Annotated in this window: 12 protein-coding genes; 7 read left to right on the forward strand and 5 right to left on the reverse strand. The window is 42.6% G+C overall.

The genetic code is table 11. The annotated features are described in order from the left end of the window. Positions 1–12: 12 nt before the first annotated feature. Complete coding sequence (locus tag EWM62_RS08735) at positions 13–807, reverse strand: DoxX family protein (protein ID WP_129876273.1); 795 nt, start codon at positions 805–807, stop codon at positions 13–15. Positions 808–923: 116 nt separating this feature from the next. On the opposite strand from EWM62_RS08735, the gene EWM62_RS08740 reads away from it, so the two are divergent. From EWM62_RS08740 to lpxB, 4 genes are all read left to right on the forward strand, one after another. Beyond that, on the forward strand, positions 924–2,075 hold the full coding sequence (locus tag EWM62_RS08740; protein WP_129876274.1) for an acyltransferase family protein: 1,152 nt from the start codon (positions 924–926) through the stop codon (positions 2,073–2,075). A gap of 66 nt (positions 2,076–2,141) precedes the next feature. Further along, on the forward strand, positions 2,142–2,915 hold the full coding sequence (surE, locus tag EWM62_RS08745) for a 5'/3'-nucleotidase SurE (RefSeq protein WP_129876275.1): 774 nt from the start codon (positions 2,142–2,144) through the stop codon (positions 2,913–2,915). Beyond that, positions 2,908–3,174: a hypothetical protein gene (locus EWM62_RS08750; RefSeq protein WP_129876276.1), complete on the forward strand. Its 267-nt coding sequence runs from the start codon at positions 2,908–2,910 to the stop codon at positions 3,172–3,174. The genes surE and EWM62_RS08750 overlap by 8 nt, the downstream gene beginning before the upstream one ends. Next, positions 3,174–4,286 (forward strand): lipid-A-disaccharide synthase, encoded by a 1,113-nt coding sequence (gene lpxB / locus EWM62_RS08755; protein ID WP_129876538.1) that lies wholly within the window; start codon positions 3,174–3,176, stop codon positions 4,284–4,286. The genes EWM62_RS08750 and lpxB overlap by 1 nt, the downstream gene beginning before the upstream one ends. Before the next feature lie 77 nt (positions 4,287–4,363). On the opposite strand, the gene EWM62_RS19295 is transcribed toward lpxB, so the two are convergent. The 4 genes from EWM62_RS19295 to EWM62_RS08765 form a co-directional block, all read right to left on the reverse strand. Then, positions 4,364–4,525 carry a hypothetical protein gene (locus tag EWM62_RS19295; RefSeq protein WP_162499810.1) on the reverse strand — a complete coding sequence of 54 codons (162 nt, stop codon included), beginning with the start codon at positions 4,523–4,525 and terminating at the stop codon, positions 4,364–4,366. Between the two features lie 44 nt (positions 4,526–4,569). Further along, on the reverse strand, positions 4,570–4,698 hold the full coding sequence (locus EWM62_RS19675) for a hypothetical protein (RefSeq protein WP_262708470.1): 129 nt from the start codon (positions 4,696–4,698) through the stop codon (positions 4,570–4,572). A gap of 25 nt (positions 4,699–4,723) precedes the next feature. After that, a complete protein-coding gene (locus EWM62_RS08760; protein WP_162499811.1) occupies positions 4,724–4,990 on the reverse strand; it encodes a hypothetical protein in 267 nt (88 codons plus the stop codon). Positions 4,991–5,193: 203 nt separating this feature from the next. Continuing rightward, positions 5,194–6,093 (reverse strand): AraC family transcriptional regulator, encoded by a 900-nt coding sequence (locus EWM62_RS08765; protein ID WP_129876278.1) that lies wholly within the window; start codon positions 6,091–6,093, stop codon positions 5,194–5,196. 364 nt (positions 6,094–6,457) lie between these two features. Here EWM62_RS08765 and EWM62_RS08770 point away from each other — a divergent pair, with 364 nt between their 5' ends. Genes EWM62_RS08770 through EWM62_RS08780 form a run of 3 tightly spaced genes read left to right on the forward strand, consistent with a single transcriptional unit; the run spans position 6,458 to position 12,924 of the window. Then, positions 6,458–9,706 carry a SusC/RagA family TonB-linked outer membrane protein gene (locus EWM62_RS08770; RefSeq protein ID WP_129876279.1) on the forward strand — a complete coding sequence of 1,083 codons (3,249 nt, stop codon included), beginning with the start codon at positions 6,458–6,460 and terminating at the stop codon, positions 9,704–9,706. 22 nt (positions 9,707–9,728) lie between these two features. Continuing rightward, the gene (locus tag EWM62_RS08775) at positions 9,729–11,639 is read left to right on the forward strand and encodes a RagB/SusD family nutrient uptake outer membrane protein (protein ID WP_129876280.1); all 1,911 of its coding nucleotides are present in this window, start codon (positions 9,729–9,731) and stop codon (positions 11,637–11,639) included. A 49-nt stretch (positions 11,640–11,688) separates the two neighbouring features. Further along, positions 11,689–12,924, forward strand: coding sequence for a DUF4959 domain-containing protein (locus EWM62_RS08780; protein WP_238989310.1), 1,236 nt, complete (start codon positions 11,689–11,691; stop codon positions 12,922–12,924). Positions 12,925–12,943: the final 19 nt, after the last annotated feature.

Below are 12,943 nucleotides of genomic sequence, written 5' to 3' on the forward strand. Positions count from 1 at the left end.
GTTTAGCAATAGCTAAGCCTTTTTTCTTTTAGTTTTACTTTTTGCTTCTTTTTTCCTGCTGATAGCTGCCAGTATGAACGCGCTGCTGCTAAATGCAAGGGCTTCAAAAGCGCTCACTATCTCGTTACCGTTTCCCCCGCGGGGATCGGCCATGGCACGGGGGACGTGCAATAATAGGAACCATATAAATATCATAAGTCCCAGCAGGTTTGCCGCCAGACGGAGTTTGATATTAAGTATAATACCCAGCGCTGCGGCTATAAGCGCTACCCCTGTAAAATAAGTCCAGAAAATGGGGAACTTTGCCCAGTGTGGCACAAGCCCGGGCACAAAACCTATGTAAACAAAATGTTCTATCCCAAATACAAGCATCGTAATAGCTAAAAAAAAGCGGCCCGCTGGCAGTATGGCTTCAAACCCGGTAACATAGGTGCCTGTTTTTGGTGATGATGCTGCAACAATAAATGCACAGCCGCTTAAAGCTAATATTTTAAGCGCGTTTGCCCAACTGCCTAAAAAACCGGGCGTGGTTCTGAACTGGTTTGGTATATGAAATACGATAAGTAAAGCCAGGAATAATAATCCTAAATATATTGCAGCCGGCCTTGCTTTACTATCAATAATTATAAGTGCGCCTATGGCAGCCACTATTGCGCTGCCTATCCAAACAACAACCGGCGATTTTACCAGGTCTTCGGGCCAGGGAAGTATCACCGGCATGTAAACAGAAAACACCACTTGCTGTACTGCAATGGCTATTATGGCAATGGCGAAAAGTATCCGCCAAATTTTAGTTGAACTTTGCATGATAAAGGTTTATAATGGGTTTATTTAATGCAATTTACAAACATAGCATTAACTGCCAAGTCTAATTTCGTTTTTATTTAAACTGGTGTACATTTGATGCCATAAACTAAAATCAAATGTCGAACCCCGAAGCACGGCCTGCACTTATTCAGCCAAAAGAAAAGATCAATTATATCGATCATCTAAAAGTATTGCTTACCATACTGGTGATAATGCACCACACCTTTATTACCTACGGTGCACCGGGCGGCTGGTACTACTCACAAAAAACCACCCTGGAAGGCGCCATAATCCCTATGACAGTGTTTGTAGCCGTAAATCAGGCATTTTTTATGGGGTTTTTCTTCTTCCTGTCGGCATTGTTTATTCCGTCATCCTACGATAAAAAAGGCCTTGTGAAGTTTATTACAGACAGGCTGATCAGGCTGGGCATCCCGTTGATATTTTATTCGTTAGTATTATCGCCATTTTTAAGCTTTATGCCCTACAAATGGGCCAATGGCAGCGATATAACGTACCTGCAGTATTTGGGCGGTTTTCATCCATGGGTAGATTTTGGTGTGCTTTGGTTTGTTGCCGCGCTGCTGATATTTACCCTGTTATATGTTTTATACCGGGTAACCGTGAAGCATATGAGCAAGGTGGTAGCTTTACCTAACATCTTAACTATCCTGGGTTTTGCGGTAATTGTTGGCATCATAACGTATGTTGTACGTATTTTATTCCCCGTGGGATGGGTGCTTAAACCACTGGGGTTTCAATTGGGGCATTTTCCGCAATACATCAGCTTGTTTATACTGGGTTTAATTGCATCACGAAGCAAATGGCTTAATAACGCCCAACATTATACAGGTAAGCGTATGCGCACCATAGCGCTTTGCCTGGTGTTTATAGGCTTCCCGTTATTTTTTATCGCGCGAAAGCTTATGGGTTTCCCAACAACATGGTTTACCGGCGGTGAGCACTGGCAATCGTTATGGTATGCTGTTTGGGAGCAACTGGTAGGCTTTACCATCATCGCCGCGCTGCTTTGCATAGGCAAATACAGTTGGAATAAATCGTCGGTGTTCCTCGGTAAATTATCGCGCAGCACATTCGCGGTATATATTATTCACCCGTTGGTGGTCATAGGCCTTTCGGTAGGGTTACGCAACTGGGCGGTTGATCCTGCATTAAAACTGCTGGTAGTAGCGCCGCTGGCTGTGGTAATAAGCTTTTTGTTAGGTTTATTAATAGTAAGGATACCCGGTGTAAATAAAGTAGTTTAATATTCAGGTCACTTTTAATTTATTTCGTCAGCAGGCGTGTAGCAAATTATCTATTTTTGCAGCAAGATGAAAACTAAGCAGCCCACAATATTGGTAGTAAATGATGATGGTATAACCGCGGCCGGCATAAAAGCCCTGATGCACACCATGAAAGAGCTTGGCAGGGTAGTGGTTGTAGCGCCCGATAGCCCGCAATCGGGCATGGGGCATGCCATAACCATTGGTAAGCCGCTGCGTTTAGATAAGGTTGATATTTACGAAGGTATTGAAATGTACAGTTGCAGCGGCACCCCGGTAGATTGTGTAAAGCTGGCTGTTAACACTGTATTAAAAGGCGTAAAGCCCGATCTTTGTGTATCGGGTATTAACCACGGGCTTAACAATTCTATAAACGTATTGTACTCGGGCACCATGTCGGCAGCGGTTGAAGGGGCGATAGAAAGGATCCCATCTATCGGGTTTTCGCTTGATGATTATACCACGCAGGCTAATTTTGAGCATTGCCAAAAGTTTGTAAAGGAACTTGCTGTGCAGGTGTTAGCCAACGGGTTGCCTGTTGGCACAGTACTTAACGTTAACTTCCCGGCAGGGAATAACATAAAAGGGATAAAAATTTGCCGCCAGGCTAATGCCAAATGGGCCGAAGAATTTGACGAACGCATAGATCCGCATAAACGGCCTTACTACTGGCTGACAGGTGTTTTTCAGAACGACGATAACGGTGAGGATACCGATGTTTGGGCGCTCGATCATAACTATGCATCGGTTGTACCCGTTCAGTTTGATATGACCGCGCACCACGCCATACCTGTTTTAAACACGTGGACATTTAATGTTTAAAAAGAACAACCTATACATTGGCATGCTTTACGGCTGTGTAGCACCAGTGCTTGCCTGGCTAATATTTGCGGTTTTATTAAAGAATGATAGCATTTTTTTGGATAAGCCCGCGATACCTTACCTAATAGCCATAGGCCTAAACCTGGTGATGTTACGGTTTTCGGCAAAGGCTTATCTTGATAAAACATCAAACGGAATAATGATAGCTACATTTGTGTGTACGTTGTTGATATTCGTATTTAAAATGCACATTTCGTGATGAAGTATTACCTGGTAGCCGGCGAGGCCTCGGGCGACCTGCATGGGGCCAACCTGATGAAAGCTCTAAAAGAGCTTGACAGTGAGGCTGACTTCCGTTTTTTTGGCGGCGACCTGATGCAGGCCGAAGGGGGTACACTGGTTAAACACTATGCCGATATGGCCTTTATGGGCTTTGTAGAAGTGGTTATAAACCTGCGCACAATCCTTAAAAACCTAAAGCTTTGTAAACATGACATCGCGACATACCGGCCGGATGTTTTAGTGCTGATAGATTTCCCGGGGTTTAACTTAAAAATAGCTGAGTTTGCTAAAGCTAAGGGCCTGTTGGTTTGCTATTATATATCGCCTAAGGTTTGGGCATGGAACCAAAAACGTGTACTTAAAATAAAGAAGATTGTTGACCACCTGTTTTGTATCCTGCCTTTCGAAGTGGATTTTTACAAAAGCTGGGGGATGGATATAGATTATGTAGGTAACCCCCTGTTGGATGCCGTTGATGCATTTAAGGCCGATGCCAGCTTCCTGACAAATAATAACCTGACCGGTAAAAGGATAATAGCCTTGTTACCCGGCAGCCGTAAACAGGAGATAAGCAGGTTGCTGCCCGAAATGTTGGGCGTTACCGGGGAGTTTTCTGATCATCAATTTGTTGTGGCAGGGGCGCCTTCATTCAAAGCGGAATATTACAGCCAATACCTGGGTAATAAAGCTATCCCTGTAATATTTAATGCCACTTACGATATTTTGGCTAACGCCGAAGCAGCGGTAGTAGCCTCAGGAACGGCCACTTTAGAAACCGCATTGTTTAATGTGCCGCAAGTGGTAGTTTATAAAGGTAATGCCATAACCATCAGCATTGCCCGTATGCTGGTAAAAATAAAATTTATATCGCTTGTTAATCTGATAATGGATAAGGAAGTGGTAAAGGAGTTAATACAGCAGGATTGCACATCGCCCAAAATAGCTGCCGAGTTGGATAACCTGTTGAATGATGATGACTATCGCCAAAAAATGCTTGATAATTATGAGGTGCTCGACGGAAGGATGGGTGCACCCGGCGCGTCAATGAAAACAGCAAAGCTGATTGTAAAATATACCTCAAAAAAATAAGGCCTGCTTTTTACAGCGGCCTTACTTTTCTCAAAGAGATGTTTTAAATAGATGTTGTAGATATAATATATGATCGATCAGGCGGCCGACAACTGTTGTTGTACAGCACCCTGTTTGTTGCTTGATGAAAACTGGTTCCGCTCTCTGAAAGCCCTTAGGTCTTCCATTAATAAATTCATTAAATCGTTATCAAAACGGGTAACTAATTTACTTGTTGCAGGTTTTTTAGAAGCTTTCATGGGTAAAGATGTTTAGTTGTTGAGTTTTTTTTAGTGTGGTTAAACTACGCAGCTGTTAAGCGGCTTACATTTTTTGATTTCAAGGCTTTAAGGTCGCTCATTAATATGTTCATCAATTCTTTATCAAAGCGATTAACTAATTTGCTTGTGGCTGGTTTTTGGTAAGTTTTCATAATTCAATATTTTAAGTTTTTTAGTTTATTGTTTGGTTTCTTCTTTGTTTTCGTTTCCCTGGTTCTCGCTAAGGTTATCGTGGCGGCGTTTTGCTTCTTTATACTGCCTTGCTAATTGTTCCTTGTCGCGTTCGTCGGATGTTTTCTCGGGTGCTTGCGGGTTTTCCCACTCTTTCTCTTCACCCGTGTTTTTAGTTTTCTTTTCGATTACCATTTTAACTCCGTTTGATAAGTAGTATTCCAATTCAATGCCAAACTTTTTAAACACATTGAAAAAAATGACATTAAGCATGATATATTTTTACAATTAAACCAAAAAGCCTTCAAAATAGCCCACTTTGTAGCTTTTTAAATAGCCTGTGTATTAAAATGTGTATGAAAAAATACTACAGTGTGTTGTAAAGAATAGTCAGGGTTAGTTGCATAATCGAATAGAGTGTTCGATTTTGAACAGTTGGCTGTTCTGTTTTGAGAGGAAGAGAATATTGGCGACTGTTATTTTTTGTGCGCTTTTTTGTAGGCCGATGGAGATACGCCTGTAATATGCCTGAATAACCTTGAAAAGTAAAATTGGTCATCAAAACCAAGCTCGGTACATATTTCCTTAATGCTCCTGTCCGAAAAATAGAGGTATTGACATGATTTCTGGATCTTTAACTGGTTGAAAAAGGTAATTGGCGAAGCCCCGGTTTTTTGTTTAAATACCCTGGAATAATGCGATACCGATAAGTTTTGTTGTTTAGCCAACTCTTCTATCGTTAAATTCTTACCTATCTTTTTCTTCATGAAAAGGATAGAGTTACTGATAGAATCGGTATTATAAATGGCGGGGTTTGCTTCTTTATAATAGATAAGCGACGATATAAAATGCAAAAGGTAAATGTTCATTACCTCCATCTCTTTTTCATTAAAACTGTTTTCGAGGATGGAATATATCTGTTCAAAGTTTTTTATCCTGTTCTCGTCATAAGGGATATGCTGCACCACTGGTGCGCCATTATGCAGGTAACGGTCAAATATCTTGTCAGATATGTCGCCGGTAAAGTGAATCCAATAAATACTCCATGCATTGTTAGCATCGCTGTTATAACTATGGGGTAAATTTTTTGGAATAATATAATAGCTATTGGGTATCAGCGTATGGGTAACCCCGCCCGAGTTAATGGTGCCACCGCCTTCAACACAGTAAATAAGTATGTATTGGTTGCTGCCGGTTTTGCGCTCGCGGCCATGGTTAGCAGCGTTAGGATAATGCCCTATCGCGGTTAAATAAAAGTTTTTTATAACCTGATTGGTAATTATTTTACGCTTAATGTTAGGCGGCAAAACAATCATCCGCTGGCCAATAAAGCCTTCCTTTACCCACACTTTTTGCGGTTTTAACTTATTATCCATTTACAAGGCGGTATAAAAATCCATTAAAGTTATATAGGCATTGGCCTTAAATAGTGGCATTGGATACTAACCTACGCACAAAGATTATAAATGTTTAATAAAGGCAAAATTATCCATCCTTTTGCAATTTTTATCCATTCCTTGCGGCAGCAAATCAATCTAAGTTTACCATACCAATTTATAGAGCCAATTAATTTAAAATGACAAGACCTGAATTATCGCACATAGTATGTGCCCAACGCGCGGTGCCGTACCACTCAAATTTGATCAATAACTCCATATCAAGGCCGGGCTAATTTGGCCCTTTATTATGGCAAATAGCATGGGCGCATGCTTAGTTAAAATCAATTATCAAATCAAAAATATGAAGAAAATTTACGAATTAAACAAAAGCCTTTGGGTACTTAAAGTGCTGCTTTGTTTGCTTTTTATTGTAGCAGGCAAAAGCGCTTTTTCGCAAACGGCACCCAAAATAACCATTACCGGTACCGTAGCCGATACATTAAAACTAATGTTACCCGGCGTAAACGTTACTGTTGATGGCAATAAAAAAATTGGCACAGTTACAGATGTAAACGGGCGCTTTATTTTAGATGTGCCTGAGGGGGCTACGGTAAGGTTTTCGTTTGTGGGGTTTAAATCACAAACTACAGTAGCTACGCAGGCCAATAAATTGTTCAGCATTATACTTAAGGACGAAAGTAAAACAATTGATGAAGTTGTAATTACAGCCTTTGGCCGCAAAGAGCGAAAAGAAGCTGTGGTAGGCTCGGTAACCAGTGTTACCCCGGCTAACCTTAAAATACCGGCAAGTAACTTAACTAACGCTTTAATTGGGCAAATAGCCGGTGTTACGGGTTTTCAAACCAGCGGGCAGCCGGGGCAGGATAATGCCAGGTTTTTTATACGCGGTGTTACAACCTTCGGCTACAAGCGCGACCCGCTGATATTAATTGATAATGTTGAGTATTCAACATCAGACCTGGCAAGGCTGCAGGTTGATGACATAGCAAGCTTTTCGATATTAAAGGATGCGAGCGCTACCGCGCTGTATGGCGCAAGGGGGGCAAATGGTGTAATACTGATAAGTACCAAAGAGGGTAAACCCGGCAAGGCGCAAATCAGTTTCCGGTCGGAGTTCTCGTCGTCAGAGTCTAACCACACGCTTGACCTTACCGACCCTATCACTTACATGAACCTGTATAACGAGGCAACTTTAACGCGCAACCCTACGCTGCCGCTGCCTTTCTCGCAAAGTAAAATAATAAATACACAAGCCGCCATAAATGGCGAGCCGGGAAGCAACGCATATGTTTACCCCGCGGTAGACTGGCTTAAACTGCTATTTAAAAAAAGGGCGACCACACAGCGTAACAACTTAAATATTAGCGGAGGCAATGCAGTTACCAGGTACTATGTAGCCGGATCGTATAATATTGATAATGGCGTGTTGAACCAGGATATCCGAAATAATAATAACAACAACGTTAAGTTTAGGAATTACCAACTACGCAGCAATGTTAATATAAACCTTACTAAAAGCACCGAACTGATAGTAAGGTTATCCGGTAATTTCAGTGAGTATAACGGGCCGATCACTATCGATGGTTCCTTCTCGTCCGACTTGTATAACGTGGCTATGCATACCAGCCCCGTCTTGTTCCCGGCTTATTTTCCCGCCGATGCAGCCAACGCTAACGCACAGCACATTTTATTTGGCAATGCGGGCATAGCTTCCGGTTCGTCAAGTAATAACATACAATACAATAACCCGTACGCCGCATTACTTAGGGGGCACAAAAATTCGTCGGAATCGAGGATGTCGGCCCAGTTTGAAGTTAACCAGAATTTTAGTTTTATTACCGATGGGCTAAAATTCAGGGCATTGTTCAATACTAACAGATATTCGTACTTCGATTCGCAGCTGGCCTATTCTCCGTTTTATTACAACGTTAACTCGTATGATAAGGAGGCTAACCAGTATACTTTAGAATGGCTAAACCCACAGCCTACTGGTTACAATGTAGCGCAAGAATACCTTACTTACTCGGCCAACTCACCCATTGCAAATACATTTATTTACCTGCAGGGCGCGTTAGATTATAACAAGCAGTTTGGCAACCATGGCATCAGCGCTACCTTCATAGGTACTTCGCAGCAAACGGTTTACTCAAACTCAAAAGATCCAAAGCAGGATAAAGTAACCCTACAATACTCGTTGCCATACCGTAACCTGGGCTTAGCCGGCAGGTTAACCTACTCTTACAAAAGCCGCTATTTTTTAGAAGGCAACTTTGGGTATAATGGATCTGAGCGTTTCTCGGCAAATCACCGTTACGGGTTTTTCCCAACCATCGGTGCATCGTGGGTAATATCAAATGAACCGTTCTGGCACCCCGGTTTTATCGATCGGTTAAAAATACGCGCCAGCCATGGTTTGGTTGGTAACGATGCTATTGGCCAGCAACGGTTCTTCTACCAATCGGATGTTAAATTTAACGAAGGTGGCAACTACGCTCAGTTTGGTATAAATAACCAGTACGAACGCAAGGGCCTGTATATAAATAATTATGCAAACCCCGATGTTACCTGGGAAACATCAAGGCAAACCAACCTTGCCCTGGAGTTCACCTTGTTTAAAAACCTGAATGTTATTGCCGAGGTGTACAAAAATCACCGTTACGATATTTTACAGGAACGTGCCAATATCCCATCGAGCGAGGGCCTTGAAACAAAAACCAGCGCTAACCTGGGCATAGTAGATTCAAAGGGGATTGACCTGTCTATGGATTATAAGCAAACATTGGGCAATGGCTTTTCGGGTATGATACGCTCTAACTTTACCTATACCACCAATAAGTACAACTATATTGAAGAGCCCAATTATAAAGAGCCTTGGCGGCATTTTATTGGCCAGCCTGTAAACCGTGGTTACGGTTACATTGCCGAGCGGCTGTTTGTGGATGATAAAGAAGCCCAAAACTCGCCAACACAAATATTTAATAACGGCGCACGGCCGCAGGGAGGGGATATCAAGTACCGCGATCTAAACTCCGACGGGAAAATTGATCTGTTAGATATGGCATTTATTGGCTATCCAACCGTGCCCGAAATTGTTTACGGGTTTGGCCTTTCCGTAGCCTATAAAGGGTTTGATCTTTCTTCCTTTTTCCAGGGGCAGGCAAGGGTGTCGTTTTTTGTAGACCCAAACAGGGTTAGCCCTTTTATACCCAGCCCCGATGCCTACGTGTATGGCAATACCCAGGTGCTGCAGGAATTTGCAGATAACCATTGGTCTGAAGAGAACCAAAACCTTTATGCCCTGTACCCCCGTTTAGGCACCAACAATACTGTAATTGCAAATAACCTGCAGCCCAGCACATGGTGGCTGCGCGATGGCAGCTATATACGTTTAAAATCTGTCGAAATTGGATATACGCTGCCTGCGCGCATTTCAAAATCACTCAGGCTAAGCAACTGCCGCATATATTTTAACGGCCTTAATTTACTTACCTGGAGCCCCTTTAAAATGTGGGATCCTGAACTTGGTGGAAACGGGTTTGCCTACCCCATACAAAAAGTATTTAATGTGGGCCTTAACGTGAGTTTGTAATAACCAGATTAAAAAAAATATCATGAGAATATTATATAGAACCATTTGCCTGGCAATATTTTGTACGCTAAGCATATCCTGTAAAAAATACCTCGATGTTACCCCCGATAACGTAGGCACTATTGACTATGCTTTCAGGAACCGCAACGAGGCCGAGAATTTTCTTTTCACCTGCTACTCTACCATGCAGCAAATGTATGAGGTTACCGGCAACGCGGGCTTCACCGGCTCGGCCGAAATTGTTTACCCCAATAATTTGAACGACCACCCTATTAACGAGGCCGGCTTTAACATGATTAGGGGGACGCAAAATACAGCTTCGCCTGTGCTTAACTTTTGGGATGGTGAAAATAATGGGATAGCCCTTTTTAACGCTTTAAGAAGGTGTAACACCATGTTGGAAAACATTGATAAGCCAATTGATCTTAGCGCAACCGAAAAAAAGCGCTGGATAGCCGAGGTTAAATTTTTGAAAGCTTATTATCATTATTACCTGATACGTATGTATGGGCCAATGCTGTTAATTAAAGAGAATTTACCCATAAATGCATCGGCAGAAGAAGTTAAGCGCAAAAGAAGCTCGACCGATGAAGGGTTTGATTATGTTATATCGCTAATGGACGAAGCCATACCCGATTTGCCCCCGGTTATACAAAACCAGGCAAAAGAACTTGGCCGTATAACAAAGGTAATTGCCATGTCTGTAAAAGCAGAGGTGCTGGCCACTGCCGCAAGCCCGCTATTTAATGGTAACCCCGACTACGCCGGTTATACCGATAATGAAGGTAAGCCACTTTTTTCGACCACATACGATCCGCTCAAATGGAAAAAGGCTGCAGATGCCTGTAAAGAGGCCATTGATGAAGCCGAGCTTCAGGGTTTAAAATTGTACACGTTTTCGCCGCCGGCAAATGTGAGCAATGTTTCGCAACAGCTAAAGGATGTACTTACCATACAAAACACCATAACCGATAAATGGGAAACCAACCCCGAATTGATATGGGCCTTTAATTACTATTTCCGTTACCAGGGATATACCATACCAAGGTTAACATCAAAATCGGTAGCCATATCGTCGTCCTATCCTTCAACCTTTGCCGTACCAATAGGCACAGCAGAATTATTTTATACCAAAAATGGTGTGCCCATTAATGAAGATAAAACATGGGATTATGCTAACCGTAATACCGTACAAACCGGCGACGATGACAATAAGTATTATATAAAAAGCGGTTATCAAACAGCCAAAACCAACTTTAACCGCGAAACAAGGTTTTACGCCGACCTGGGTTTTGATGGCGGTGTGTGGTTTGGTAATGGCGTGCTCGATCAAAATAACCCATTATATGTACAAGCCCGCGGCAATACCGCGCTTGCAGGCCCCAAAAGCTTAAGCTCTACCAATATTACGGGGTACTGGCCTAAAAAGCTGGCCAACTACCTTTCTATTTACGATGAAAGTTTCCAGGCGATAGATTATCACCTGCCGGTTATTCGGCTTGCGGGGCTATACCTGTTATATGCCGAAACATTGAATGAGGTAAACGGCCCCACTGCCGAGGTTTACACCTATATTGATAAGGTACGTGCAAGGGCAGGTTTACAAGGCGTACAGGAATCATGGGCCGGCTATTCTAAAAACCCGGGCAAGGCATCCACCAAGGACGGCCTGCGACAGATAATACACCAGGAGCGCAGGATCGAGCTTTGTTTTGAAGGCCAGGCAGGCTGGGACCTGCGCCGCTGGAAAGAATTGCAGGAGGTGCTTAGCAAACCCGTACAAGGGTGGAATATATACGAAAATAACGCTGTTAACTATTACAGGCCACAAACTTTATTTATCCCGTTGTTTGGTATAAAGGATTACCTGTGGCCAATAAAAACCAGCGATATAATAGTGAATAATAACCTTAGCCAAAACCCCTACTGGTAGTACCGGGCTAATACAAGCATTTATTGATCGATATATTTAAATATAAATTATGAAAAAGATAGATAACCGTAAAAACTATGCATGGCTTATGCTGGTTCCGGTTTTGCTGATAACGCTTTTTTCGGCCTGCAAAAAGCAGGAATCGAACATCGATGTGGTATCAAATGATAAAACCAAACCCGGCGTTGTTACCGATATTCAGGTTAAAAACTTTAATGGCGGGGCATACATAACCTATAAACTGCCTGCATCACCTAACCTGTTGTATGTACTGGCCGATTATAAAATAAACGATAATAAATCGAGACAGACAAAAGCCAGCTATTATACCGATACCATTATGGTTGATGGTTTTGCGAAAACCAAAGAGTACCAGGTTACGCTGTACGCGGTTAGCCGGGCAAACGTAAAATCAGACCCGGTTACGGTAACCGTACACCCCGATCTGCCCGAATACCTGCTGGTAAATACTGGCCTTGCCTTAACACCCGATTTTGGCGGCGTAAACGTTTTTGGTTTAAATACAACTAAGGCAGCAGTGGCTGTTCATATCATATCACAAAACACTACTACCAGCAAGTATGATGAAAAGGAACCACAATACATAAGTACCGATACTGTGAATTTTTCGATAAGGGGCTACCAGGATGTGCCGGTTAAGTTTGGAGTGTTTACGTCAGATAAATACGGTAATTACTCAGATACCTTATTTACTACCTTAACACCTTTTAGAGAGGTATTGCTTGATAAAAGTAAGTTTTTTGTTTATCACTTATCCAGCGATAGCGAGATAGGCTATGGCTGGGAGTTTCGCCGTTTCTTTGATGGCAGCACCAATGAACCTGATGGATGGCATACAAACCCCGGCGCTTCGCCTACCATACAGGGTACTTTTGGGTTAGGGGTAAAGGCGCAATTAAGCAGGTTTACATTGTGGGAAAGGGTTAATGGTGCCTATGGGTATGCCAACGCAAAACGTTTTACGGTATGGGGGTCTGATAAGGATGCGCCACAGGATATTGCTTTGCCAAATAACTCGGCTGCCGGAACAATAATAGGCGATTGGGTAAACATGGGCAGTTACAATTTTCCCGATCCGCCTTCGGGCTTGCCGCCTAACCAGGCAAATGCAAGCGATATAGACTTTGTTGCAAAGGGTGTAAATTTTAATATAAATATAGCCGCGCCGCCTGCAAAGTTCATACGCTTTGTTATTAATCAAACCTGGGGTGGTGTAGATTATGGCAACACCATGGAGATCTCGCTGTATGGCAACCCATTATAGTAATTATTAAACAAAAGAA

Origin of the sequence: Mucilaginibacter terrigena (assembly GCF_004168255.1) — a bacterium.
In the GTDB taxonomy this organism is placed as follows: domain Bacteria; phylum Bacteroidota; class Bacteroidia; order Sphingobacteriales; family Sphingobacteriaceae; genus Mucilaginibacter; species Mucilaginibacter terrigena.

What these genes read in the sequence shown, in the direction of transcription:
- EWM62_RS08735 (WP_129876273.1), bottom strand. Translation starts at nt 807, where the DNA reads ATGCAAAGTTCAACTAAAATTTGGCGGATACTTTTCGCCATTGCCATA.
- EWM62_RS08740 (WP_129876274.1), top strand. Translation starts at nt 924, where the DNA reads ATGTCGAACCCCGAAGCACGGCCTGCACTTATTCAGCCAAAAGAAAAG.
- surE (WP_129876275.1), top strand. Translation starts at nt 2,142, where the DNA reads ATGAAAACTAAGCAGCCCACAATATTGGTAGTAAATGATGATGGTATA.
- EWM62_RS08750 (WP_129876276.1), top strand. Translation starts at nt 2,908, where the DNA reads ATGTTTAAAAAGAACAACCTATACATTGGCATGCTTTACGGCTGTGTA.
- lpxB (WP_129876538.1), top strand. Translation starts at nt 3,174, where the DNA reads ATGAAGTATTACCTGGTAGCCGGCGAGGCCTCGGGCGACCTGCATGGG.
- EWM62_RS19295 (WP_162499810.1), bottom strand. Translation starts at nt 4,525, where the DNA reads ATGAAAGCTTCTAAAAAACCTGCAACAAGTAAATTAGTTACCCGTTTT.
- EWM62_RS19675 (WP_262708470.1), bottom strand. Translation starts at nt 4,698, where the DNA reads ATGAAAACTTACCAAAAACCAGCCACAAGCAAATTAGTTAATCGCTTT.
- EWM62_RS08760 (WP_162499811.1), bottom strand. Translation starts at nt 4,990, where the DNA reads ATGCTTAATGTCATTTTTTTCAATGTGTTTAAAAAGTTTGGCATTGAA.
- EWM62_RS08765 (WP_129876278.1), bottom strand. Translation starts at nt 6,093, where the DNA reads ATGGATAATAAGTTAAAACCGCAAAAAGTGTGGGTAAAGGAAGGCTTT.
- EWM62_RS08770 (WP_129876279.1), top strand. Translation starts at nt 6,458, where the DNA reads ATGAAGAAAATTTACGAATTAAACAAAAGCCTTTGGGTACTTAAAGTG.
- EWM62_RS08775 (WP_129876280.1), top strand. Translation starts at nt 9,729, where the DNA reads ATGAGAATATTATATAGAACCATTTGCCTGGCAATATTTTGTACGCTA.
- EWM62_RS08780 (WP_238989310.1), top strand. Translation starts at nt 11,689, where the DNA reads ATGAAAAAGATAGATAACCGTAAAAACTATGCATGGCTTATGCTGGTT.